This is a genomic window from Ignavibacteriota bacterium, from assembly GCA_016707525.1.
In the GTDB taxonomy this organism is placed as follows: domain Bacteria; phylum Bacteroidota; class Ignavibacteria; order UBA10030; family UBA6906; genus JAGDMK01.
This window is the reverse complement of sequence record JADJHP010000007.1, coordinates 158,966-183,087: the sequence shown is the minus strand read 5'-3', so window position 1 is coordinate 183,087 and position 24,122 is coordinate 158,966. Positions and strand designations below refer to the sequence as shown.

Below are 24,122 nucleotides of genomic sequence, written 5' to 3'. Positions count from 1 at the left end.
AGGGGAAGTCAAGACGAGGGAAGAGAGAAGGACGAAGGATACGGGATAGGGCGGGGAGAGGCTGGTGTACCAAGGAGCTGAGCATTGGGGACGGACAGGATACGCGGAAAGGTCGTCTGCATCACAGGTGCGACGGGCGGGATCGGGACCGAGATCGCCCGGGCGTTCGCGCGTGATGGCGCACGGCTCGTCCTCTCCGGCCGCAACACCACAGCTCTCGATGCCATCGCAACGGAGCTGAAACGCAACGGGACAGACGTGCTGACCGTCGCGTCCGATGTGACAGCACCCGCGGACGTCGACCGCATCGTTGCGGAAGCGATGAAAGCCATGGGCGGCATCGATATCGTGGTGTGCAACGCCGGCGTGTATATCCGCGGCGCGGTGAAGGATCTCTCTCTCGAGAGCATCCGGATGTGCATGGAGACGAACTATTACGGCGCGGTGCATCTCATCCGTGCCGTGTTGCCGCAGATGCTCGCACGGCGGTCGGGGCACATCATTGCGATCTCGTCGGTGGACGGCAAGAAAGGCCTTCCGCCTGATGCTGCGTATGCGGCATCGAAGTATGCGCTGACGGGATTCATGGATGTCCTCCGGCAGGAGTTGCGGGGAACGGGTGTCTTCGCGTCCACGATCTTCCCGGAGCGCGTGGATACGGGGATGATCGACGGCCTCGAGCTGCCGTTGACGTCCCGTCGCCTTCCACCTTCAGCGGTGGCGCGGGCAGCGGTGAAGGCGGTGCGTCAGAGGCGCAGGGAGATCGTGGTGTCGTTCGCCGGGCCGAAGTTCCTTATCGTCGCGTCAACCATATGGCCGGCGCTGGGCGACTGGCTGGTCCGGATCTTTCGTTTGCAGGGAGTGGAGTTGGACAAGGGAACAATGCATGGATAACGCCGTACAGAGCAGGACACCCGTGCTGTCGGAAGCCGCCGTGAATGCCATCCTGGGCATCACGAAGCCGGTCCCGATCGTTCCCGATGCCCTTGCACGCAGTCTCACGATCACGTTCTTTCCCGTCCACGAGGCATCGGACCGCGTGCGCGCGTTCAGCGAGCGGCTCGAGGCATCGCTGCGAACCTGCAGCACCACGGTGATCCCGTACAACGATGCACTCAGCGATCCGGCCGCGGGCAAACTCCGCGAAGGCATCGTGGTGATCGCTCCGGGCGATCTGGAGACCGGCAACCTGCCGGTGGACCACGTGACGAACCTCCGCCGTGCGACGGTGGTGGGGATCGTGGATGGGCCGTGTCCCGCGACCTCGGAGAAGGATTCCCAGGACAAGTTGAACAGCATCGTGAAGATGCTGGCATGGAACATCGTGCAGGTCGTGATCTACGTGGACGATACCGTCTGGACCGTCTGCACGATGAATGGAGCGCTCATCCGTTGTTCCTACGAGACCTTCGACCGGGACGTCTTCCACGTGCTGGTACCGAAGATCGCGGCCCCGGTGGTACCGCCGCACGCATCCGACTTCGATGTGCGTGAGGGAGGCGTGGATCTCCGCGAGCCGCAATACCGTCCGTACATCCAGGATTTCACCGAGAGCGGCAAACTCTGGTCGGATACCGGCCTCATCCTCTTCCACACGTCGCTGGAGAGCCTGGAGTTCCGCAACCGCTACTACAAGCGGCTTGCCGCTGCGTATCTCGACCACCGGTCGGGGATGAGTTACGGTTTCCTCTCACGGCAGCTTCCCGTCACGCCTGCGCCGGTGATCACGATGACCGAGGCCGCCGCGCGGTTCGGTGCCGGACTGGCTGGTGGCGAATTCATTCCGCTCGATGACCAACTCTGGGTGAAGGCGCATCTTCCGACGGGCGATGCGTGGATGCAGGTGCCGGAGGTCTGGGTGCTGATGACCCGGTCGGGATGTGACAAGTCCAATATTGACCCGCACCGCGATCTTGTGAAGCTCGGGCTGTCGTGCGGCAAGATCATCTTTGCCACGCCGCGGGGTGTTGCTCCGGGATCGATTCCAAGCCTTCGTACGACACGCAGACGATCCTCTCGCATGCCGTTGCGAATGCGCTGGTCGCCGCGCTCCAGCAGATGATGATGCCGTCGTCGCGGTTCGCTTCCACGCTCACCTCATCCGGCATGGCCCTTGCGCACTGGCACGGCTATCTGCACCAGGCGAAGTTGCCCGAAGCGTACGTTGTGCACGGCGAGGAGAATCCGCCGGTCTCGTGCTCCACGTTCCAGGCGGCGATCTTTGCGTTGCGGGGGAAGCTGGATGCGTTCGCACGTGCGGCGGTGACCGGGCGTGAGTTCGCCGGCGACCTTCATACGGAGCCGCATCATGGCGTGAACATCACCGGTCCGACGCTGTTGTGGTTGGCGGGATGGGCGCTGGACAATCTGGATGCTCTGCGGGAGTCCAATGGGGCGGAAGAAATCAGTGGAAGAGAAGTAATGTAAAGAAGACAAGATCGCTGGTTGTCAATTGCCGATCGTCGATGGAAGACAACAATTGAAGATCGAGGATTGAAGATCGAGGATGGAGAACGAAAGACAGGACCAGAAAAGAATATTGGTATGACTGCTGGATGGGTTAGTTGTTCGCCAGCAGGTAGCGCTTCAGTTCGTCAAATGAAGTAAACCGCTTTGTCGTGCACCCCAGCACCCACCCGGGTATCTCCTCGTAGGGCATCGTCGTTACCAGGTAGACCGGCTTGTTGAAGTACCGTGCGATGGTGAGTTCGCCCTTCGTGCCTGCCCCCCGTGCTGCGCCGTCATCCCACAGACAGATCACACGATCCGATCCTTCCGCCACTTCGTGGCTGTCCACCGCGACGATCTCTTCGACGATCTGCTGATAGCGTGCGGGGTCGGTGGACTTGAGGGTACGGAACGGGACGTCCGGCGTGCGCCGGGCAAGCAGTGCATCGCTGTTCCGGTTCGGATTGAACGACTCCCATCCCAGCGCTGACGCCAGCCACTCTTCCATCTCTTCGCGCCAGGAGCGCCCCTCATCGTTCACGTACTCCATGCCGCCGGAAAGGTACGCGCGCATTACTGGAGGCCTTCGAGGGCCACGAAGCTGAGGGTGGGGAGCAGGAGAGCGTACAGTCCCCACATGACGAGGGCGATGCTGAGAGGAATGCTGAGGTTGTCGTCGATCATCTCGCCCGAGACGGCTTCGACCACGGCGCCGACGAGGGCGGCGACCGCGCCGATGACGTACTCCAGGGGGAGGTACTGCACCTTCGGTGCGATGGCCACCACGATCAGGGCGGAGAGGAAGAACGCGGTGGAGCCTTCGATCGACTTGTGTTGCATCAGGCGGTGTTTGCCGAACTTGCGGCCGACGAGCGCCGCGGCGGTATCCGAGACGATCAGGATGGCGAACGCCGTGAGTACGATCATCTTCGGGAACAGCCACACGCAGAGCGTTGCGGAGAGCAGCACGTAGGTGGCACCGTTCAGGCGCCTGTGCCCCTGTTCGGCCCGTTCATGGCGACGGAGGAGGAACCCGAACCACCGCTCGTAAAAGCTTCCGAACGCGGGGATGAAGATACGTGCAAGGTCGGAGATGCCGAACAGCAGAAGCAGGGGGATAAGGATGCTGAGCGCCGTTTCCCGGGTGATGAAGTAGTACACCACCGGAATGGCGAGCGAGCTCATATGGATCCCCTTCCGTATGAGCTCGGTCGCGTAACTCGTTTCGACGCTTTGCAACCCGTTCATTTCTTTCCGGGCGGCAATTCGGCGGGTTTCACAGGAACCCGTCGTTCAACAGGAGGGAGTTCCTCGCCACGGATCACCGCGTCGATCTCCACGCCGTCCAGGATCTCGCGTTCGAGAAGCGCTGCGGCAAGGCGGTGGAGCGTGCCCATGTTCTCCGACAGGATCTTCTCGGCGCGTTTCATGCCGGTCATGACGATCTTCTTGATCTCGTCATCGATGTTGATGGCGGTCTCTTCGCTGTAATTCTTGTGCCGTGCGATCTGCCGGCCGAGGAAGATCTCCTCGTCCTTCTGACCGTAGGCCAGCGGGCCCAGCTTGTCGCTCATGCCCCATTCGCACACCATCTTGCGCGCGATCTCGGTCGCCCGTTCGATATCGTTCCCGGCACCCGTGGTGAGCGCCTTGAAGATGAGCTTCTCCGCCGCGCGTCCGCCCAGGGCGTACGTGATCATCGTCTCGAGATAGGTCTTCGAGTACGTGTGCTTCTCGTCGATGGGCAGGTAGGTCGTGAGCCCCAGCGCGCGGCCGCGCGGGATGATCGTGACCTTGTGCACCGGATCGGCTTCGGGGAGCATGCGTGCCACGAGCACGTGGCCGATCTCATGGTACGACGTGATCTTCTTTTCCTTCTCGGAGATGATGAGGCTCTTGCGTTCCGTGCCCATCATCACCTTGTCCTTCGCCTCTTCGAAGTGCTTCATCGTGACGGCGCGCGCGTTCTGGCGTGCGGCGAGCAGTGCGGCTTCGTTCACGAGGTTCGCCAGTTCGGCGCCGGCCAGGCCGGGCGTTCCCTTGGCGAGCACTTCCAGCAGCACGTCGTCGGCCAGCGGGATGTTCTTCGTGTGGACGCGCAGGATGCCTTCGCGGCCCTTCACGTCGGGGCGGTCGACGACCACCTGGCGGTCGAACCGGCCGGGGCGCATGAGCGCAGGGTCCAGCACGTCCGGACGGTTGGTGGCGGCGATGATGATCACGCCGCTGTTCTGCTCGAAGCCGTCCATCTCCACGAGGAGCTGGTTCAGCGTCTGTTCGCGCTCATCGTGTCCGCCGCCGAGGCCTGCGCCGCGGTGACGTCCGACGGCATCGATCTCGTCGATGAAGATGATGCACGGTGCGCTCTTCTTGCCCTGGTCGAACAGGTCGCGGACGCGGCTGGCACCCACGCCGACGAACATTTCGACGAAGTCCGCGCCGGAGATCGAGAAGAACGGCACGCCTGCTTCGCCGGCGACCGCACGGGCCAGCAGGGTCTTGCCGGTGCCGGGAGGGCCGAGGAGGAGGACGCCGCGCGGGATCTTGCCGCCGAGCTTCTGGAACTTGCTGGGCTCTTTGAGGAACTCGATGATCTCCATCAGTTCCTGCTTCGCCTCATCCGCGCCGGCCACATCGATGAAGGTCACCTTGGGAGCGCCTTCATTCAGCATCTTGGCGCGGCTCTTGCCGAAAGAGAAGATCCCCTTCGGGCCGGTGCCCTGCATGCGGCGCATGATGATGAGCCACACGACGAGGAGGAGGACCCACGGGAGGGCGCCCAGCAGCGCGCTCAGCCAGGTGTTGTCCTCCTTTTCCACGGTGAAATCGATCTTGTGCTCGTTCCAGCTCTGGATCACCTGGCTGTCCATGATGGGCAGGGTGAGCACGAACTGCGTCAGCGGCACATCACGTCCATTGCGGGAGACGTGCTGGGGTGTCTTCAGCTTGCCGTGGAAGTCGAAGTTGGTGAGCTCCGACTTTCTGACCGTGGCGCGTTCGATCTGTCCGGACGCGAGGAACGACTGGTACTCGACGTACGAGACCTCGATCTCCGTTGGTTCGGTCCCTTTGAAGAGGGTCATGACCAGGAAGACCAGCAGGATGATCGCGGACCAGCTGAGGACGACCTTCAGGACCTTATTCCAGTTGAAGTCGTCTTCGGGGCGGAGCTGTTGCCCCGGCTTGCGCTGGCGCTGCGGGCCCCGCGGAAAGCTCCGTTTATTGTCGGTGCCTTTGCGGCCGCCGTTGTCGGTGTTCTTGTTCTCGTCCATGGTCTCGTATCAGGATTTCATTCTGTAGATGGCCCGGAGAGTCCGTTGGCGCTGCGCATAGTCGAGGCCGTCGCCGATCACGAATTCCGGGTCGATCGTGAAGCCCACGTAGTCCAGCTGGATATTGCTCTTGACGGATGCAGGCTTGTACAGGAGTGTAACAACGGTGAACGAAGCGGGGTTCTGTTTCAGCGCCAGATCCCGGATATATTGCATGGAGAGGCCGGAATCGACGATGTCTTCGACAATAATGATGTGCCGGCCGGCCACATCGGCGTTGAGGTCTTTGAGCAGGCGGACATTTCCGGTGCTGATCTTGGCATCGCCGTAGGAGGACAGCTTCAGGAAATCCACTTCGCAATCGATGGTGATCTCGCGGATGAGATCGGCAAAGAAGATGAAGGAGCCGTTCAGGATCCCGATGAACACCGGGGTCTGCCCCTTGAACCTCTTATTGAGGTCCTTCGCGAGGGCTTTGATACGGGTTTTGATGCGACGCTCGCTGATCATCAGCTCGAACGTATCGCCGTTGACCTTCAGATTCTTCGCCATGCCTCTATGTGTTCTCCCGTTGGAACTGTAGCCGCAGCACGTCGGTCGTGCTGTCGGTGACCTTGAACCTGTCGTCGATGCGCAGTCCGCACACCCAGACGATCGTGCCATCCGCCGTGGTCAGCACCGGTGTCCGGTGCTTGTCGTGTGCCGGTACCCCGGCATCGATGAAGAGATCGCTCAGCTTTTTCCTGCGCCGCATACCCAGGGGCATGAAGGCATCGCCCCGCTGCCACGAGCGCACCTGCAATCCGATCAGTCCGGTACGGCGCGCATCCACATATTCTCCCCCGGGCCGGGGGTGAGCATCGAACATCGCCCGCGGCGCCGGAGTACAGGTGACGGTCCCGCCGCGTACCGCCACGGGGATCCCGCATTCGACCGGTACCGCATACGGAGCTGTTGCCGTCAGGCGTCCGATCCGGATGCCCGCGCGAACCTTTGCGGCAACCCAACCGTTCTGAAGATATGCCCGCGCACCCGTCCGGGCCGTGCACAGGGCAAGAACGCGCTGTGTTGCCTCGAACCCGGGGCGGAGGCCTGTTGCATGGGCAACGGCTTCCACGATCATTGCAGACTGGACGGCATCGGGATAGGGCGAGAGGAGGGAGAGTGGCAGAAGCACCTCCTCGCCGGTGCGACGCGTCAGGATCTTGTCGAGGCCGGTGCGTGCAACGTCTGTGACGAACCTCTCAGCGTCACGCACCAGGGCGGATGTGCGCAGGATCGTGTGCGCAACGTCCGGCTGGATCCGCTCGCGCACCACGGGCAGAATGTGGTGGCGGATGATGTTCCGTGTATGATCGTCCGACGCATTGGACGCGTCTTCGCGGAACCGGATCCCCGCTGAAGCCGCAAAGGCAGCGATCTCGCTGCGCGAGGCGAACAGCAGGGGCCTGACGATGGTGCCGCTGTTCCGGGACAACGGGATGCCGGCGAGTCCGCGCAAGCCCGAACCACGGAACAGATGGAACAGAACAGTTTCAGCGTTATCGTCCGCGTTGTGGCCCGTGGCAATACGGGTACAGGAGTGTTCTACGAGCAGGTGTTCGAGGAAGGAATAGCGCTGAGTTCGCGCTGCCTCCTCGATCCCGCTCCCCCTGGACGCAGCGATGGCTCTGACATCTGCCCGGCCTGCAACGAAGGGCAGGCCGTACTCAGCGGCCAGCTGGCGGACGAACGCTTCGTCTGCGTTCGCTTCGTCCCCACGCAACCCGTGGTTGAAATGGGCGACAAGCAATGCGCAACGCGAATGTGTGCGCTCCCCGGCCAGCAGGTGCAAAAGAACAGCGGAATCGATGCCGCCGCTTACCGCCACAATGACCCGGTCATGCGGTGTGAGAAGCGCATGGCGCCTGATGAAGGCACGGAAGCGGGCGGGCAGATTCAACGACGCAGCCATCATGTCTTGTAGCGGGAGAGGGATTCGAACCCCCGACACGTGGATTATGATTCCACTGCTCTGACCTGCTGAGCTATCCCGCCACGGATAATGCCTCATAAGATACGCCAAATCCGGCAAAAGAGCAAGGTGTTTGACCTTGAGACGTACAAAGGATATCTTTATTGTATGACGGCCTCAGATCCATCACCGGCCAGGGACGCGTTTGCCCACTGTGAAGCCCTCGCCCGGTCGCATTATGAGAACTTCCCCGTGGCATCGCTCGCGCTGCCTGCCCGGATCAGGCCGTATGTCGCGGCCGTGTACGCTTTTGCCCGGACCGCCGACGATTACGCCGATGAGGGCGACCGGACACCCGCGGAGCGCCTCGCCCTGCTGGATGCGTGGGAATCCGGGCTCCATAAGGCCTACGAAGGCGATGCCACCGACCCGATCTTCATTGCCATTATGGCAACTGCGGAAGAAACCGGGATCCCCAAACAGCTTCTCCTCGACCTCCTCCATGCTTTTCGGATGGATGTGACCGTGAAACGGTACCGGACCTTTGAGGATGTGCTGGAGTATTGCAGGTATTCCGCGAATCCCGTCGGACGGCTGGTGCTCCACCTTTTCGGACAGTCCAGGGCCGAAACCACCGCCCCGTCGGATGCCATTTGTACCGGCCTGCAGCTGGCAAACTTCTATCAGGACTACGCCGTCGACCTCAGCCGGGGGCGGTGCTACGTTCCGCTTGACGAAATGTCCCGATTTGGGTATACTGAGGTTCAGAATCAGGGCTCCTCCCAGGATGGCCGGTTCCGCGAGCTGATGGCGTTCCAGGTGGAACGTGCAAGGGAATTTCTCCGTGGAGGGTCCTCGATCCTCGGGCTCGTGCCGGGGCGGCTGAAACTCGAACTGTCCCTGACCGTACGGGGAGGTGTGGCGATCCTGGACCGGATCGCTGACATCAATTATGACGTCCGCCGCACACGGCCCACATTGAGGAAACGGCACAAAGCGAAGATCCTGATCGACGCAGTCCTGCAACGACCGATATGAGCGCGACAGCCACAGCCATAACGCGAAGCAGCAACACCAGCTTCTACTATTCGTTCTCCCTGCTCCCGCGCCGGGAGCGTGAGGCGATCCATACCGTCTATGCGTTCTGCCGGACCACGGATGACATCGTGGATGAGGAACGGGACGAACGGAAGAAGACCGTCATGTTGCGCCGGTGGCGGATGGAGCTGGGCAAGGCGATCCGCGGGACCTCCTCGTCCCCGCTGCTCAATCAGTTGAGCGCCACCGCGAACGCTTTCCACATCCCCGTCGAGCATTTCTATGAGCTCATCCGCGGGATGGAGATGGACCTGCACAAGACCCGGTACGAAACGTTCGCGGAACTGAAGGACTACTGCTACCTCGTGGCATCGTCGGTCGGACTGATGTGCAGGAAGATCTTCGGCTACAAGAATGAATCCACGCACGAGTATGCGGTGAACCTCGGCATCGCGCTGCAGTTGACCAACATCCTGCGCGACCTGCAGGACGATGCGAAGCGCGGGCGGATCTATCTTCCGCTCGAGGACATGCGGCGCTTCGGCTACACCGAGGACGATCTGCTGCACAGCCGGTACACGCCGGCATTCGTGGAGCTCATGCGTTTCGAATGCCGCCGCGCAAGCATGTACTTCGACCTCGCCCGTGCCGCGCTGAAGGACGAGGACAAGCGGTACTTCTTCGCCGCGCGCATCATGTGGTCCATCTATGCCCATACGCTCAACCGCATCATCGCGTCCGACTATAATGTGTTCGAACGCAGGATCTCCATCCCGAAATTCCTGAAAGTGCTCATCGCGTTCCGCTACTGGTTGAGCCATAACCTCAAGTACTCCTGGTTGAAACGCGGTCCGTGGTGGCAGCGCCCATCGACAGCCAACCCGTCGTGATCGTGGGTGGCGGACTGAGCGGCCTCGCGGCTGCCGTCCGTCTCACCTCCTCCGGCATCCCCGTCGTCCTTCTCGAGCAGCGCGCCCGCACGGGCGGACGTGCGGCGTCGTTCATCGACCGTGTGACCGGCGACGTCGTGGACAACGGGCAGCATCTGCTCATTGCCGGCTACGACCGCACGCTGGCGCTCACGGCAACGATCGGTTCGCGCCATCTGCTGCGCGTGCAGGAACGCCCCGCACTTCTCTATCATCATCCTTCCCGCGGCTTCGTCCGGTTCACGCTGCCACGCCTTGCGCCCCCTCTCAACCTTGCGTGGGGCATCCTCACATCGTCCCTCTTCTCCTTCAGCGAACGCATCGCCGTCCTTCGTGCGGGCATTGCCATGCAACGGAACGCGGACCAACGGTTCACGATGGATGGCGGGGGGACCGTGGCGGAGTGGCTCGGGCATACGCATCAACCGGCATCCGTGCGCGAATCGTTCTGGGGCCCGCTGGCTGTGTCCATCATGAATGAGCGCGTGGACACCGCACAGGCGGGAGCGTTCCTCGATGCCCTGCGCATCGCGTTCCTTGGCCACTGGCATCATGCGGCGTTGGTGTTTCCGCAGGCCGGACTCAGCGAGCTGTTCGCGGAACCGGCGACGCGATTCATTGAAGAGCATGGTGGTGTGGTCCGGTGCGGCGCCGATGTCCGCTCGCTCGCGATGGAGAACGGCCGCGTCGTCGCCGCCCGGCTTGCCGATGGCACCGACATCCGCTGCCGCGCCGCCATCCTTGCCGTACCGCACACCGCTGCTGCAGGGTTGTACCCGGATCACGCTTCAGTGCCGGAGGACATCGTGCGGATAGCGGCGGCGCCGTCCGCGCCGATCGTCTCGTTGCACCTCTGGTTCCGCGAGCAGTTCATGGAACAGGATGCGGTGGGGTTCATCGGGCGGACCATCCACTGGGTCTTCCGGCGCGGGAAGCACATCGCCGTGACGATCAGTGCGGCGTACGATACCGTGGACCTTTCGAAGGATGAACTGACCGCGATCGCCGTTCAGGAGATGCGTGAGGTATTTGGGCCGACGGTGGGTACCCCGTATCACGCGCTCGCGATCAGGGAAAAAGCCGCGACGATCTCCCTCACCCCGGCCGTCGCCCGGCACCGCCCGGGGGTCAGAACCCCCATTTCGAACCTGTTTTTGGCAGGGGATTGGACCGGAACCGGTCTGCCGGCGACCATTGAAGGCGCTATCCGGAGCGGGGAAGAAGCTGCCCGGCAGATGCGAGGGGCCATCTGATTGCATTTATGATGAAAATTGGGGATATTGAGATAATTCGACCTCAAGGAACTGGATGCACAAGGACAAGCTCGTTCTGCTTGTAGATGACGAACCCTCCATCCTGGCCACCACCCGTGCCGGACTGATGGATCGTGGATTCAGGGTCGAGGCTGTCGGCGGAGCGGACGAGGCCATCCAGGCCATCCGTACCCACAGTCCCAGTATCGTGGTCTCCGATCTGGTCATGCCCGTCACCAACGGGTTCGAGCTCTTTGAGACCGTGAAGAAGGAACACGCCGGGCTGCCCTTCATCTTTCTTACTGCCGTCGATGACTTCTATGCACGGAAGTTCGGCAGGGAGATGGGCGGGGCAGCATATATCACCAAGCCCGTCGACCTTGACGAGCTGGAGAGGATCATCCTCGAGAAGATCCGTTCGTAGGAGCTGTCCTTCCGGAGCCGTACCTCAGCTGGATCCAAGAAAAGAGATGCATCACACGCAACGCGTCCAATCCCTGGATTTCATGCGTGGCTTCGCCGTCGTCGTGATGGTGATCGGCCACAGCATCGATTCCGTCCTGAGTCCCGCCGCACGGGCCACCGAATGGTTCCGCCTGTACGATGCGGTGCGCGGGTTCACGGCACCCATGTTCCTGTTCGTCTCCGGGTTCGCGTTCGCGGTGGTCGCCATGCGCCGCTGGAATGAATACGTCGCGTTCGGCAGCGCCGCGCGCAAGCGCCTGAGCAAGATGCTGATGCTGCTCGCGCTCGGGTATGTGCTGCACTTCCCGTTCTTCTCGCTGAACAAGATCCTCACCAACATGCAGCCGTCCGAGTTCGCGATGATGGTGCAGGTGGATATCCTGCACTGCCTCGCGGTGAGCATCATCCTGCTGCAGCTCCTGGTGATCATCACGCGCACGCCGGGCAGGTTCGCGGTCGCGACCGGTTCGCTCGCGACGGTGATCATTCTTGCGTCGCCGCTTGTGTGGCAGACGAGCCTCGTGCCCGTGGTCGGACCCGTGCTCGCGCCGTACTTCAATCAGAGTATCCCCTCGCTCTTCCCGATCTTTCCGTTCGCAGGATATCTGTTCACCGGCACGTTGATCGGCACGCTGTACACCCTTGCCCGCCGCCGTGGCGAGGAGTTCCTGTACCTCCGTTCGATCCTTCAGGTGGGCGTCGTGCTCGGGATCCTCGGCCTGGTGTTGGATGCCGTGCCTGTCACGGTCTATCCGCCGCACGATTTCTGGAAGACCAGCCCGAACTGGTTCCTCATCCGTATCGGCATCATCGCATCTCTGACCGCGGGCTTTTTCCATATCCGCAGCCTGCCGCCCGTGCTCGCACGGAACCTCGTCACCCTCGGGCAGGCATCGCTCGTCGTCTATGCCGTGCATCTTCTCCTGGTGTACGGTTCCGCAGTGAACCCCGGACTCATGCAGATCATCGGCCAGCATCTCGACGCCCCGCTGGCGGTGCTCGTCGCCCTCGGCGTGCTCCTCCTCATGATCACGCTGGTCCATGCCCGCAACACGCTGCGGGAACATCACTATTATCCGCTCAAGCTGTTCCAGGCGGGGTCCGTGAGTACCCTGCTCTATTTCTTCCTGACCAAACCCTGGTAATCCACATCAGGATCGGCTATGGCCCCTTCCCGCCGGTTGGCGTTCATCGATCTGCTCCGCGGCTGGGCCGTGATCGTGATGATCGAGACCCACGTCGTCAATGCCACGATCCAGAAGGGTATTGCGGACGCACCGTGGTTTGAGGTGATCAACTTCATCAACGGGCTCGTCGCGCCGACGTTCCTGTTCGCTTCAGGGATGGCGTTCGCGGTCACGACGCGCCGGAAGCTGGACTCCTATCTGACGGTGGGCACGCCGCTGCTGCGTCAGGTCTGGCGGCTGCTCTTCATCCTGATCCTTGCCTACATGCTCCACCTGCCCAAGTTCAACCTGAAGGCGATCCTGGAAGGATTCACCGAGCGGCAGTATCTTGTCTTCCTCCAGGCGGACGTCCTGCATTGCATCGCCGTGAGCCTGCTCTTTCTTCAGGCGGTCGTGTTCCTGGTGCGCACCGAGAAGTTGCTCTACCGGGTGGCAGGAGGTGTTGCGCTGATCATCCTGTTCGTGACCCCGTTCGTCTGGGGCGTGGACTGGCTCACCGTGATGCCCGCGCCTCTCGCCGCGTACATGAACGGCCTCCATTTCTCGCTCTTCCCGGTGTTCCCCTGGATGGCGTTCATCCTCGTGGGGGCGATCGCCGGCCATGCCTTTACGTTGTCGCAGGACCGTCCCACGCCGGAAAGCGGTCCCGTGTTCCCGATCCGCCCCTTCGCCACTGCCGGCGCCGTACTTCTTGTGCTCTCATTCATCCTCATCCCGCTGGCATGGGTGTATCCGACGTACGACTACTGGAGGTACAGCCCCGCATTCGTCCTGCTCCGCCTCGGCATCGTGATGCTGTTCGCGGCGGGGGCAATGGCGTATGAGGTGCGCAAGGGTGTCTCCCCGCGGTCCCTGGTCACGATGGTCGGAAGGGAATCGCTTCTTGTGTATACCGTGCACCTGATGCTGATCTATGGTGACTACGGTTCGTTCAATTTCCGGCGGTGGTCGGATCATACGTTCACCCTGCCGGTCGCGCTGGTGTGGACGCTGGTCCTGCTTGCCATCATGTTCGCCCTGGCGATGGCATGGGACCGCGTGCGGCGCCTGGACCCGAAGTGGAAGCTGCGGATCCAGTGGGGCGTCGTTGTGAGTTTTGTGATCGCGTTCATCGTTGGACCTCTTCAGTAGGGATTTGTCCATGAAAGGAGTATGGCAATGCGCAGATCCATCGGCATGTTCATGCTGTTCTGCATGGGGGGCATCGTCATGAGTGCTGCGCCGGCAACGCCGCTCCGCATCTCGCTCGACGGCACATGGCTCTTCACCGCCGACTCGACGCATGCGGGACCGGCGGAGAAGTGGTACCGTCCGGAGCTGGACCGCTCGAAGTGGCAGAAGGTGCAAACGCCGGATTTCTGGGAGGCGTATCCCGGGCTTGCGAAGTACGATGGCTGGGGGTGGTTCTTCCGGACCTTCCGGGTGGATGCCCCGATGCAGCCGCTGAGCATTCATTTTGCAGGTGTGGACGATGACGCCGAAGTGTGGGTGAACGGCGTGTCCATCGGCGAGCATACAGGGTACAGCGATCCGTTCGTGATGGACCTGAGCAACGTGGTGAAGTCCGGCGAGAACACCATTGCCGTGCTCGTGAAAGACTATTCGGGTGGCGGCGGGATCTACCGCCCCATCACCATCGTCGAGACCTCCGGGGTCGAGGCTCTCCTCAAAGGCCCGTTCGCCGATACGCAGGCGCGGGTGAGTGCGCCGTGGGTGCGCGACGCCGTGATCTATTCCGTGTATCTCCGCTCATTCTCCCCCGAAGGGACGTTCAAGGGACTCGAGCGGCGGATCCCCGAACTGAAAGAACTCGGGATCACCACGCTCTGGCTCATGCCTGTCCACCCGGTGGGGGTGAAGAACCGCAAGGGGACGCTCGGGAGTCCGTATGCCGTGCAGGATTACTACGGCATCAATCCCGAGTTCGGCACGATGGACGACTTCAAGCAGTTGCTTGCCACGGTGCATGCGGCGGGCATGAAGCTCATCATCGACATGGTGGCGAATCACACGTCGTGGGACAGCAAGCTCATGGAAGAGCATCCCGACTGGTTCACGCGCAACGAGAAGGGCGAGATCATCCCGCCGAACGCCGACTGGCACGATGTGGCGGACCTGGACTACAGCAAGGCCGGGTTGCGTGCGTATATGAAAGAGATGCTGGTGTGGTGGGTGCGCGATATCGGCATCGATGGGTTCCGGTGCGATGTGGCCGAGATGGTGCCGACGGATTTCTGGGAGGATGTGCGCGATGCGCTCGATGCGGTGAAGCCCGTGATGATGCTCTCCGAAGGATCCATTCCCGAGCATCACCGGAAAGCATTCGATCTCACGTACGCGTGGAATGTGTATGATGCGCTCGATCCGGTGTTCAGCGGGAAGCGTCCGCTTGCCGTGCTGGACCAGGTGCTCGGCACCGAGCGGCTGCAGTTCCCGCAGGGGTCGTTGCGGATGCGGTTCGTGACGAACCACGACAAGAACGCGTGGGAGGCGCCGGCGGTAAAGAAATTCGGTCCAGCCGGATTGAAGGTCGCCACAGTGCTCGTGAACACTCTGCCCGGTGTGCCGTTGCTTTATAATGGTGAAGAGGTGGCGAACGATCGTCCGCTGGATCTGTTCGAAAAGGTTGCTATCGACTGGACGCGTCCGCGCGCCATGGGCGACATGAACCGGATGCTGTATGCCCTCCGGCGCACGAACCGTGCGCTCATCGATGGCGGGTTCGAGCGGGTGAAGGGGGACCGGGAAAAGGATGTGTATGCGTACATGCGGACGGCCGGGACCTCGCGCGTGTTCGTGGTGTTGAATTTCTCCAAGGAGGAGCGGGGGGTGAGGCTGCAGATGCCCGCATTGACGGGCAATGCCGGTCCCACATGCCGGTTCCATGAGATCTTCATGAATAGGGAGTGGGATGTGCCGGTGAAGGGTGGGGAGGTGCGGTTGCTGTTGGAGCCCCTCGGGTACAGGGTATTCACGACGGGCAGGTGAGGTTGCTTTCCCTGCCCTTTTCGTGTACCTTTTATATCTATGGAAGCATTCTCAATTCTCCTGCAATTGGGCGGCATTTTCGCCCTCGTGTTCCTCAACGGCTTCTTTGTTGCCGCTGAGTTCGCCATTGTCAAGGTCCGCTCCACGCAGATCGAACCCCTCGCCGCACGGGGCTCGAAGCGGGCGCGGATCGCCCAGGATGTGATCGGCCACCTCGATGCGTACCTGTCGGCCACGCAGCTCGGCATCACGCTGACCAGTCTCGGCCTGGGATGGATGGGCGAACCGTTCGTGGCCCACATGCTGGAGCCGTTGCTCGCCTCCCTGGGGGTCTCCAATCCCACCATCATCTCGACGCTCTCGTTCGCTCTTGGCTTCGGGATCATCACGTTCCTGCACATCGTGCTGGGCGAGCTTGCGCCGAAGTCGCTCGCGATCCAGCGTGCGCAGGGGGTGACGCTCGCGATCGCATCACCGCTGCACCTGTTCTTCGTCGTGTTCCGGCCGTTCATCTGGATGCTCAACGGCACGGCGAATTTCTTCCTCCGGATGATCGGCATCCCGCCCGCGTCGGAGACCGAGATCGCCCATTCCGAAGAAGAACTCCGGCTGCTGCTGAGCAAGGGGACCACGATCACCTCCACCGGCAAGAGCATCTCGCTGCGTGCCATGGAGTTGCGCGACCGCACCGTGCGGGAAGTGATGGTCCCGCGGACCGGGCTGGTGTCGCTGTCGACCATGCGAACCATCGAAGATAATATCGCCATCGCCCTCGAAAACCAGTTCACGCGGTATCCGCTCTGCGAGCGCGATGTGGACAACATCGTGGGCATGATCCATCTGAAGGATCTCTTCAAGCTGAAGGGCGAAACAGGCCCCGGTGGCCGGTTGCTCGACATCAAGCGCGAGATGTTGTTCGTCCCCGAGACCATGTCCCTTGAACGCACGCTCAATCTCTTTCTCGCGAAGCGGATGCTCATGGCGATCGCCGTCGATGAGTACGGCGGGACCGCCGGCCTGGTGACCCTCGAGAACGTACTCGAAGAGCTCGTCGGCGAGATCCGCGACGAGTTCGATGTGGAATCGATCCTGGTGCACAAGGTGTCCGATACGGAATTCGTGGTGGATGGCGCGATGCCGCTGCTGGATTTCTCGAGCATGTTCACCGTCATACCGGATTCCCGTGATGTGGTGACCGTGAGCGGGTATGTGATCCACCTCATCGGCACCGTCCCCGTGCGCGGGGCGGAAGTGCGGATCGGCGATTGGCAGGCGACGATCGAGGCGGTGGATGGCATCAAGGTGAAGACGGTCCGGATGAAGAAACGACTGCAGGAGAAAGATCTCGCATGAGCATCGGGGAATGGACGATGACGCTCCGGCACACCACGGCAGTGGCCGTCCTGCTGCTGGCAGGATCCGTGGCCATGGCACAGTATGATGAGCCGCGCGCATTCACGCAACTCGAGGCACGGTTCATCGCCGCAGGTGTGCTCGATCGTGATTTCCACAAAGGGAACGGCAATCCGCTCGGCGACTCCGCCGCGATCGGGTACCGCGCCTGGATGCCGATGCTCAGTTTCCATCAGGGGCCGGTGACGGTTTCCTTCGGGTACACGCGCTACAGGCGCGACGGGCAGAGCAAGGAGGCGGTGCACTTCGGGACCATCCTCACGAACGATCTCCCGTTGTCCGTGCGCACGGCCAGCACCTTCTCCATCCCGATCTGCGTCTCGGCGGATTTCACCAAAGCAGAAGCCTCCGGGCCCCAGCGCGACAACTTCAATATCGCCAGCATTGGTGTCGGCGCCGGCCTGCGGTACCAGTACCGGAGCCCGGCGTTCGATGCAGGCATCACTGCCCTCGGCATCGTGCATTTCGCGTTCGAAGGTCTCGGCACCGGCAGCGGTTCTTCCAGGGCGCTGGACTGCGATGCCCGGTTCCTGTTCCGGGCCGTCCACATCGGCGACGGCATCGTGGTCGGGTACCGGCTGCGGGCGCAGCGGTGGGACATGGCCGATGAACGGTTCACCTACACGTCGTTCCATCACGGCCCGTATCTGGGCGTGATGTTCTGAGAGGCCAGGGGCCATGTTCAAAAGCATCCGTGCGCGCATCGTCTGGACGTTCGCCGTTCTGGTGCTGTTGAACCTTGCCGCCACGTACTGGTCCATCTACAATTTCTACTCCATCGCCACCAGCGTCACCACCATCATTCAGGAGAACTACCTGAACGTTCTCGCCGCCGAGAACATGATGAAGTCGCTCGAGCGGCAGGACAACGCGTTGCTGGTGGCAAGCGAAGGTGAGCCGGCGACCCCGGGGGGGAGTCTGACCGAGGCCCGCGATCTGTTCCTCAAGTGGACCGAGAACCGCGATCTCTTCTTCTATTGGTTCGAGCAGGGGATGCGCGCGGGTGCGTTACCCGAGCAGGTGCCCCTCCGCGATTCCATTCAGGCGACGTACCGGCAGTATATCCTCCTCGGCGACTCCATGAATGCCCGCATCGCGCAGGGGGCGTTCGAGGGGGCGAAGGGGTACTACTACGACCGGATCCGTCCCATCTCCGACCAGCTCCGGAACCAGTGTTTCACGTTGTTCGAGATCAACCAGAACGATCTCTACAACGCCATGCCGGAGACCCATTCGATAGCGAACAAGACCGCCTTCGGCGCCATGATGGCGGCGATCATCATGCTCGTGCTCAGCATCATCGCGACCGCCTGGCTGATACGCTCGTTCATCACGCCGGCGGAACTCCTTACCGAACGGGTGAAGCAGATCGGCGCCGGGAACATCGATCTCAAGATCGACGTGCTCTCGGACGATGAGGTGGGGCAGCTCAGCCGTGAGTTCAACAAGATGACCGAGCGGCTCCGGCAGTACGACCAGATCAACATCGACACGCTCCTGTCCGAGAAGCGGAAATCCGAGACCATCGTGGACAGCATCACCGACGGCCTGATCATGATCGATGCATCGTCCACGATCCTGCATGTGAACAAGCGGGTGGCGGACCTGTTCGGATTCGAGGAAGCGACGGCGATCGGCAGGCCGGTGACCGCCATGGTGAACGATGACCGGGTGCTCACGCTCCTGCGCAGTCCGCTGGACGAGGCGGCCATCATGGACGACCGCCGCCTCTCGTTCCTGCAGTTCGACCGGGATGGGCTGTCGTCATTCTTCCGTCCGAAGGTGACGGTGCTGCAGACGCCCGACGGCGACCTGTACGGCGTCCTCCTGCTCATGCAGGACATCACCCAGTTCAAGGAACTGGACCGCATGAAGTCCGATTTCATCGCCACCGTGTCGCATGAGTTCCGCACACCGGTGACCTCGATCAACATGAGCGTGGACATCCTCGACCAGCAGCTTCTGGGGCCGCTCACGCCGAAGCAGAAGGAACTGGTCAGCGCCGCCAAAGAGGATTGCTACCGGCTCACGAAACTCGCCCGGGAGCTTCTCCAGCTGTCGAAACTTGAATCTGGCCGCGTGCAGGTACGCGACGAACCGCTCGCCATGCATGAAGTGGTGGAGGCCACGCTGCGCCCGCTGCGCATCCAGTTCCAGGAGAAGAAAGTGGCGCTGGAATCCTCCGTGCCGTCGTCGCTGCCGCAGATCGTCGCGGACGAGCAGCAGCTTTCGTGGGTGATCACCAACCTGGTGACCAACGCGTTGAAGTACACCGACGCCGGCGGCACGGTCTCCGTGCTGGGGAGCACTGCTCCCGGGGAGATCCGCCTCGAAGTGCGGGACACCGGTGTGGGCATTCCGCGCGAACACATTGACCGGATCTTCGACAAGTTCGTGCAGGTGCGGAACGCCGCCGGCAGCACGCCGGGGAGCGTCGGGCTGGGCCTTGCCATCGCAAAGGAGATCGTGGAAATGTACGGGGGCAGGATCTGGGTGGAGAGTGAGGTCGGACAGGGGAGCACGTTCGCGTTCGTGCTGCCCACCAGGAGGCCGGTGACGGCCGCGCAGATACAGGGAGAGCGCACATGAAGGCCTCGATCCTCCTCGTGGACGACGAGCAGAACATCCTCAAGACCGTGGGCATCGCCCTTGGCGCGTCCGGCTATGACGTGACATCGTTCCTGCATCCGTTGCAGGCGCTCGAGGCGATGCGTGTGGACCATTTCGACATCGGGCTCTTCGACCTGAAGATGGAGCCGCTCAGCGGCATCGACCTGCTGCGCGAGGCGCGCACGCTGGCGCCCGAGATGACCGTCGTGCTCATGACGGCGCACGGCAGCATCGACTCGGCGGTCGAGGCGATGAAGCTCGGTGCGTACGATTATCTGCAGAAGCCTTTCGAGTTCTCCGAGCTGCAGCTGTTCATCGACAAGGTCGCGTCGCATCACCACATGAAGTCGGAACTCCGGCAGCTCAAAGAAGAACTTGCACGGAGGGGCGGTACCGGGTCGCTTGTCACGCGCAGCGAGCGGATGAAGAGCCTCATCGCGCTGGCGTTGCAGGTGGCGGACAGCAGCATCGCGGTGCTGGTGGAAGGGGAGAGCGGCACGGGCAAGGAGCTGCTGGCGCATCTGATCCACGACAGCAGTCCGCGGAAGGACCGCCCGTTCGTGACGGTGAACTGTTCGGCGCTGGCAGAGAACCTGCTCGAGAGTGAATTGTTCGGCCATGTGAAAGGCTCGTTCACCGGCGCCGTACGCGACCGACAGGGGCGCTTTGAAGCGGCCGACGGCGGCACGGTGTTCCTGGATGAGATCGGCGAGATCCCGCCGCCGACGCAGGTGAAACTCCTCCGGTTCCTGCAGCACAAGGAATTCGAGCGGGTGGGCGAGACCGCCACGAGCAAAGTGGATGTGCGCGTTCTCGCTGCAACGAACCGCGACCTGCAGGCAGCGGTGGAGAATGGCCAGTTCCGCGAGGACCTCTACTACCGGCTCAACGCCGTGAAATTGAAGCTCCCGCCCCTCCGGGAGCGGCAGGAGGACATCCCGCTCCTCGCCCAGCATTTCCTGACCAAGCTGGGTGCGAACACGGACGTGGCGCCGCAGGTGATGGCAGCGCTCAGCGGGTACGGATGGAAGGGGAATGTGCGCGAACTGGAGAATGTCATGGAACGCGCGGTGATCCTTGCACGCGGTGAGCCGGTCCAGTTGTACCACCTGCCGGAAGAGTTCCAGACGCTTGCGACCCCGGCTTCCCGGCCGATGTCGCTGGAAGAAGTGGAACAGCAGCACATCATCAAGGTGCTGAGGCTCGCAAAGGACCTGGATGAAGCGGCGACGATCCTCGGCATCGACCCGGCGACGCTCTACCGGAAGCGGAAAAAATATGGACTCTGACGGCATACGGCGGCCACGGACAGTGGTGGCCATGTGGAGCGCGCTCGTTCTCGCGGGCGTGCTCTGTTCACTGCCTGCCGGAAGCCAGACAAAGGATCCGCTGCTCTTCCCGAAAGACCGTTTCACCGTCAAGCAGCGGACCGTGCACACCTCCGCCGGCGAGCGAAAGGTGACCTACCGCGCGTATCTCCACATCCCGTATGTTGCCCTCCCGGTGGATAAAGAGTACCAGAGCCTGAATGTCTACGCCCCGGTGAGCGTAGATGGTGTGGAGGTCGACCCGATGCACGCCCCGATCCTCTTTTCTATTGGGGTCGGCGGATACATGTCGTGCAGCGTCACACGCCAGGAAATGGACCGATCGACGCGGTCGGCGGCCCCGCCTCCGGCGGGCGCACCACAGCCACGGGCGGGTGTGCGGCCCAAAGTGTCCAATGTGGAGCTTGCGCTGGCGGCAGGCTACGTCGTCATCACGGTTGCGTGCCGTGGCCGGGACAACAGAGCGGCGGATGGGACGTACTATGGCAAAGCTCCTGCCGCGATCGTCGATCTGAAAGCCGCGGTGCGCTACCTGCGCCACAATCAGGGCATCGTGCCCGGCAACACGGAGTGGATCGTATCGACCGGCGTCAGTGCAGGTGGCGCACTCTCTGCACTCCTGGGGGCTTCCGGCGATAGTCCACTGTACGAACCGTACCTTCAGGAGATCGGAGCTGCGAAGGGGGACGATCGCATTTTCGCGAGCGCGTGTTACTGTCCGATCACGGACCTCGAGCACGCGGACGGCGCCTATGAATGGATGTACGGAACGACGCCGCGAAGTGGAGGCCGCGTGGACCAGACGTTGTCGCGCGAACTCAGGGCATTGTATGCATCCTATCAGCCGTCGCTCGGTTTGCAGGGACGGAACGGATTCGGGCTGCTGACGGCGGAGAATTACGACCGGTATCTCCTGCACGAGTATCTCATCCCTTCCGCGGAGCGCACTCTCCGGGCGTTGAGTGAAGCGGACCGGCGGAGTTACCTTGCGAAGAATACCTGGATCGACTGGAACGAGTATGGCCCCGTGTTCTCGTTCCGCGACTACGTTGCGCATGTCGGCCGGATGAAGGGGGTACCTGCATTCGACGACCTTGCCATGTCGCAGCCCGAGCCGATCCTGTTCGGTACACGGACGGTCAACGCGCGGCATTTCACAGAGTTCAGCCTCCGTCATGCCACGGGGAGCGTTGCCGGGATCGATCCCGCGCTGCAGAAGCTGGTGGAGATGATGAATGCCATGACGTTCATCCGCAGGAAGCACAGCGGGTGCGTGCATTACTGGTGGTTGCGGCAGGGCTCTTCTGACAATCACACCTCCCTGACCGTGATGGCGAACCTGGCCGTGAGTCTTGAGAACCAGGGGAAGGCTGTGGATGCCTGGTTGTACTGGGATGGCGGGCATGGGGCGAACGAGGATGGGGAGCAATTCATGGCGTGGATCGGGGAGATCACCGGCCATGGGAAGGGCGATCACCCGGGGAAGTGACCGGCGGGGAGCTTCCTCTGGAACTTCAGTCACAAAATCATTATCCTGCTTCGACCGACGACCCCCTTGTACCATGGAAGAGTATGCTATGAGCAACGAGACACCGATGGCCTTCAACAGACGGGCATTCCTCCGGACATTTGGCGGCGCGATCGTCGCCGGTACGCTGGCGGACAGGTTGATCGCTGGCCAGGTCCTGCCGGGCTCTCCGTCCGGCTTCGCGCCGGTGCGCGTGCAGGGTGTTGTGCGCATGGGCGGTGCCGGTGTTGGACGCGTGGCGGTGTCGGATGGACGGAACGTTGCGGTGACCGCGGCCGACGGGACGTACACGCTGATCAGCGATGCGCGCAGGCCGCATGTGTTCGTCTCGTTGCCATCCTCCGCCGAGATCCCGCTTTCTCCGCGCGGGTCCGCGGCGATGCATCAACCGATCGTTGCGGATGCGAACGGCGAAGCCACGGCGGTGTTCGACCTGACCCGGGCCACAGGGAATGACCACAAGCATGGATTCCTGGTGCTTGCCGATCCGCAGGTGCTGGATATGGAGGATATCGGGTCGTTGAATGCCACGACCGTGCCGGATGTCCGCGCCACCGCGAAGGCCATGTCCGGCACGCGCCTCTTCGGTGTCGGGTGTGGCGATCTGGTGTTCGATAGTCTGCAACTCTTCCCCGAGTATGAGAGATCGGTGCACCAGATGGGCATCCCGTTCTTCCAGGTCCTGGGCAATCACGACGCGGACCGTGTCCGGACCGATGACCTGTCTGATGTGACATTTCACCGCACGTTCGGACCGGCCAATTATTCCTTCAATCGTGGTGATGTGCATTACGTGGTCCTGGACGATGTGTTCTGGATCGATGACGGGTACATCGGGTATCTGTCGCAGGAGCAGCTCGACTGGTTGCAGGCCGACCTGCAGGTCATCGAGAAGGGGCGGCGCGTGGTGGTGTTCGTGCACATCCCGCCGTACTGCACCACGCATCTCCGGTGGGGGAACAAGAAGCCGGAGAAGAGCATGGTGGTGAACAACCGTCAGGCGCTCTATGATGTCCTTGCGCCGTACAAGTCGCACATCATTGCCGGGCATCAGCATGAGAGTGAGCATGTTGTGGATGGCGGCATCCCGACCCATATCGCGGGTGCGGTCTGCGGGGCGTGGTGGACGGGTCCGGTGTGTGCGGACGGGACGCCGAACGGGTATGCGGTGTATGAAGTGAACGGTGAGGAGATTACGTGGCGGTACAAGGCGACGGGTGAGGCGGCCGATCTGCAGATCCGTGCGTATGACCGTGGCACGGACCCCGCGGCGTTGTCGGAGGTGATCGCGAATGTCTGGGATTGGGATCCGGCGTGGAGTGTGGTGTGGTACGAGGACGGCATCCGGAAGGGGAAGATGGAGCAGCGGAGGGGGTTCGATCCGCTTGCATCGCAATTGTATCGTGGGCCGGAGATCCCGCGCAAGCATCCGTGGGCGGATCCATGGCAGACCGATCATTTGTTCCGGGCGGCTATTGCGCCCGCCACGAATGAGGTCAGGATCGAAGCGACGGACGGGTTCGGGCGGGTGTACACGGCGGTGTGTAAGTAGGGAGGGCGGTTTGTGGTCCGTGTGATGTGGCGTTTTGAGGTGATTTTGGAGGTCAAGTTTACCCCGGCATCGTGCATTCTGCACGATGCCCTAAGCTCAGGGTGTGTCGAGCCTTCCGGCGATCGTCCTGTTTGCTGTACATCCTGCCATGCATAAT

21 protein-coding genes and 1 tRNA gene are annotated in these 24,122 nt (G+C 62.1%); 16 read left to right on the top strand and 6 right to left on the bottom strand.

Features of this window, described 5'->3' with window-relative positions; genetic code table 11:
- Positions 1-84 precede the first annotated feature (84 nt).
- The 3 genes from IPI01_12795 to IPI01_12785 are packed head-to-tail and all read left to right on the top strand — an operon-like array spanning position 85 to position 2,427.
- On the top strand, positions 85-894 hold the full coding sequence (locus tag IPI01_12795) for an SDR family NAD(P)-dependent oxidoreductase (protein MBK7258652.1): 810 nt from the start codon (positions 85-87) through the stop codon (positions 892-894).
- Positions 887-2,062 (top strand): hypothetical protein, encoded by a 1,176-nt coding sequence (locus IPI01_12790; GenBank protein MBK7258651.1) that lies wholly within the window; start codon positions 887-889, stop codon positions 2,060-2,062. The genes IPI01_12795 and IPI01_12790 overlap by 8 nt, the downstream gene beginning before the upstream one ends.
- Positions 2,059-2,427: a hypothetical protein gene (locus tag IPI01_12785; protein ID MBK7258650.1), complete on the top strand. Its 369-nt coding sequence runs from the start codon at positions 2,059-2,061 to the stop codon at positions 2,425-2,427. Before IPI01_12790 ends, IPI01_12785 begins: the two co-directional genes overlap by 4 nt.
- A 133-nt stretch (positions 2,428-2,560) precedes the next feature.
- On the opposite strand, the gene IPI01_12780 is transcribed toward IPI01_12785, so the two are convergent.
- The 6 genes from IPI01_12780 to IPI01_12755 form a co-directional block, all read right to left on the bottom strand.
- A complete protein-coding gene (locus IPI01_12780) occupies positions 2,561-3,022 on the bottom strand; it encodes a hypothetical protein (GenBank protein ID MBK7258649.1) in 462 nt (153 codons plus the stop codon).
- Positions 3,022-3,696, bottom strand: coding sequence for a dolichol kinase (locus tag IPI01_12775; GenBank protein MBK7258648.1), 675 nt, complete (start codon positions 3,694-3,696; stop codon positions 3,022-3,024). The genes IPI01_12780 and IPI01_12775 overlap by 1 nt, the downstream gene beginning before the upstream one ends.
- Positions 3,693-5,720, bottom strand: coding sequence for an ATP-dependent zinc metalloprotease FtsH (ftsH, locus tag IPI01_12770; GenBank protein ID MBK7258647.1), 2,028 nt, complete (start codon positions 5,718-5,720; stop codon positions 3,693-3,695). Before ftsH ends, IPI01_12775 begins: the two co-directional genes overlap by 4 nt.
- A gap of 9 nt (positions 5,721-5,729) precedes the next feature.
- A complete protein-coding gene (gene hpt, locus IPI01_12765) occupies positions 5,730-6,272 on the bottom strand; it encodes a hypoxanthine phosphoribosyltransferase (GenBank protein ID MBK7258646.1) in 543 nt (180 codons plus the stop codon).
- Between the two features lie 4 nt (positions 6,273-6,276).
- Positions 6,277-7,677 carry a tRNA lysidine(34) synthetase TilS gene (tilS, locus tag IPI01_12760; GenBank protein ID MBK7258645.1) on the bottom strand — a complete coding sequence of 467 codons (1,401 nt, stop codon included), beginning with the start codon at positions 7,675-7,677 and terminating at the stop codon, positions 6,277-6,279.
- Positions 7,678-7,683: 6 nt separating this feature from the next.
- A tRNA-Met gene (locus tag IPI01_12755) sits at positions 7,684-7,757 on the bottom strand.
- An 85-nt stretch (positions 7,758-7,842) separates the two neighbouring features.
- On the opposite strand from IPI01_12755, the gene hpnC reads away from it, so the two are divergent.
- From hpnC to IPI01_12690, 13 genes are all read left to right on the top strand, one after another.
- Entirely contained in the window at positions 7,843-8,712 is an 870-nt protein-coding gene (hpnC, locus tag IPI01_12750) for a squalene synthase HpnC (protein MBK7258644.1), read from the top strand.
- Complete coding sequence (gene hpnD / locus IPI01_12745; protein ID MBK7258643.1) at positions 8,709-9,602, top strand: presqualene diphosphate synthase HpnD; 894 nt, start codon at positions 8,709-8,711, stop codon at positions 9,600-9,602. The genes hpnC and hpnD overlap by 4 nt, the downstream gene beginning before the upstream one ends.
- Positions 9,566-10,894: an FAD-dependent oxidoreductase gene (locus IPI01_12740; GenBank protein MBK7258642.1), complete on the top strand. Its 1,329-nt coding sequence runs from the start codon at positions 9,566-9,568 to the stop codon at positions 10,892-10,894. The genes hpnD and IPI01_12740 overlap by 37 nt, the downstream gene beginning before the upstream one ends.
- A 55-nt stretch (positions 10,895-10,949) precedes the next feature.
- Positions 10,950-11,318: a response regulator gene (locus IPI01_12735; protein ID MBK7258641.1), complete on the top strand. Its 369-nt coding sequence runs from the start codon at positions 10,950-10,952 to the stop codon at positions 11,316-11,318.
- Positions 11,319-11,364: 46 nt separating this feature from the next.
- Complete coding sequence (locus tag IPI01_12730; protein MBK7258640.1) at positions 11,365-12,504, top strand: DUF1624 domain-containing protein; 1,140 nt, start codon at positions 11,365-11,367, stop codon at positions 12,502-12,504.
- Between the two features lie 18 nt (positions 12,505-12,522).
- Positions 12,523-13,677: a DUF1624 domain-containing protein gene (locus IPI01_12725; GenBank protein ID MBK7258639.1), complete on the top strand. Its 1,155-nt coding sequence runs from the start codon at positions 12,523-12,525 to the stop codon at positions 13,675-13,677.
- 27 nt (positions 13,678-13,704) lie between these two features.
- Positions 13,705-15,534, top strand: coding sequence for a hypothetical protein (locus IPI01_12720; protein MBK7258638.1), 1,830 nt, complete (start codon positions 13,705-13,707; stop codon positions 15,532-15,534).
- A gap of 39 nt (positions 15,535-15,573) precedes the next feature.
- Positions 15,574-16,887 (top strand): HlyC/CorC family transporter, encoded by a 1,314-nt coding sequence (locus IPI01_12715; protein MBK7258637.1) that lies wholly within the window; start codon positions 15,574-15,576, stop codon positions 16,885-16,887.
- The gene (locus IPI01_12710; GenBank protein ID MBK7258636.1) at positions 16,884-17,612 is read left to right on the top strand and encodes a hypothetical protein; all 729 of its coding nucleotides are present in this window, start codon (positions 16,884-16,886) and stop codon (positions 17,610-17,612) included. Before IPI01_12715 ends, IPI01_12710 begins: the two co-directional genes overlap by 4 nt.
- Positions 17,613-17,625: 13 nt before the next feature.
- Complete coding sequence (locus IPI01_12705) at positions 17,626-19,536, top strand: HAMP domain-containing protein (GenBank protein MBK7258635.1); 1,911 nt, start codon at positions 17,626-17,628, stop codon at positions 19,534-19,536.
- Positions 19,533-20,846 carry a sigma-54-dependent Fis family transcriptional regulator gene (locus IPI01_12700; protein MBK7258634.1) on the top strand — a complete coding sequence of 438 codons (1,314 nt, stop codon included), beginning with the start codon at positions 19,533-19,535 and terminating at the stop codon, positions 20,844-20,846. Before IPI01_12705 ends, IPI01_12700 begins: the two co-directional genes overlap by 4 nt.
- A complete protein-coding gene (locus IPI01_12695) occupies positions 20,836-22,374 on the top strand; it encodes a hypothetical protein (GenBank protein ID MBK7258633.1) in 1,539 nt (512 codons plus the stop codon). Before IPI01_12700 ends, IPI01_12695 begins: the two co-directional genes overlap by 11 nt.
- A gap of 88 nt (positions 22,375-22,462) precedes the next feature.
- A complete protein-coding gene (locus IPI01_12690) occupies positions 22,463-23,965 on the top strand; it encodes a calcineurin-like phosphoesterase family protein (GenBank protein ID MBK7258632.1) in 1,503 nt (500 codons plus the stop codon).
- The last annotated feature ends 157 nt before the right edge of the window (positions 23,966-24,122 follow it).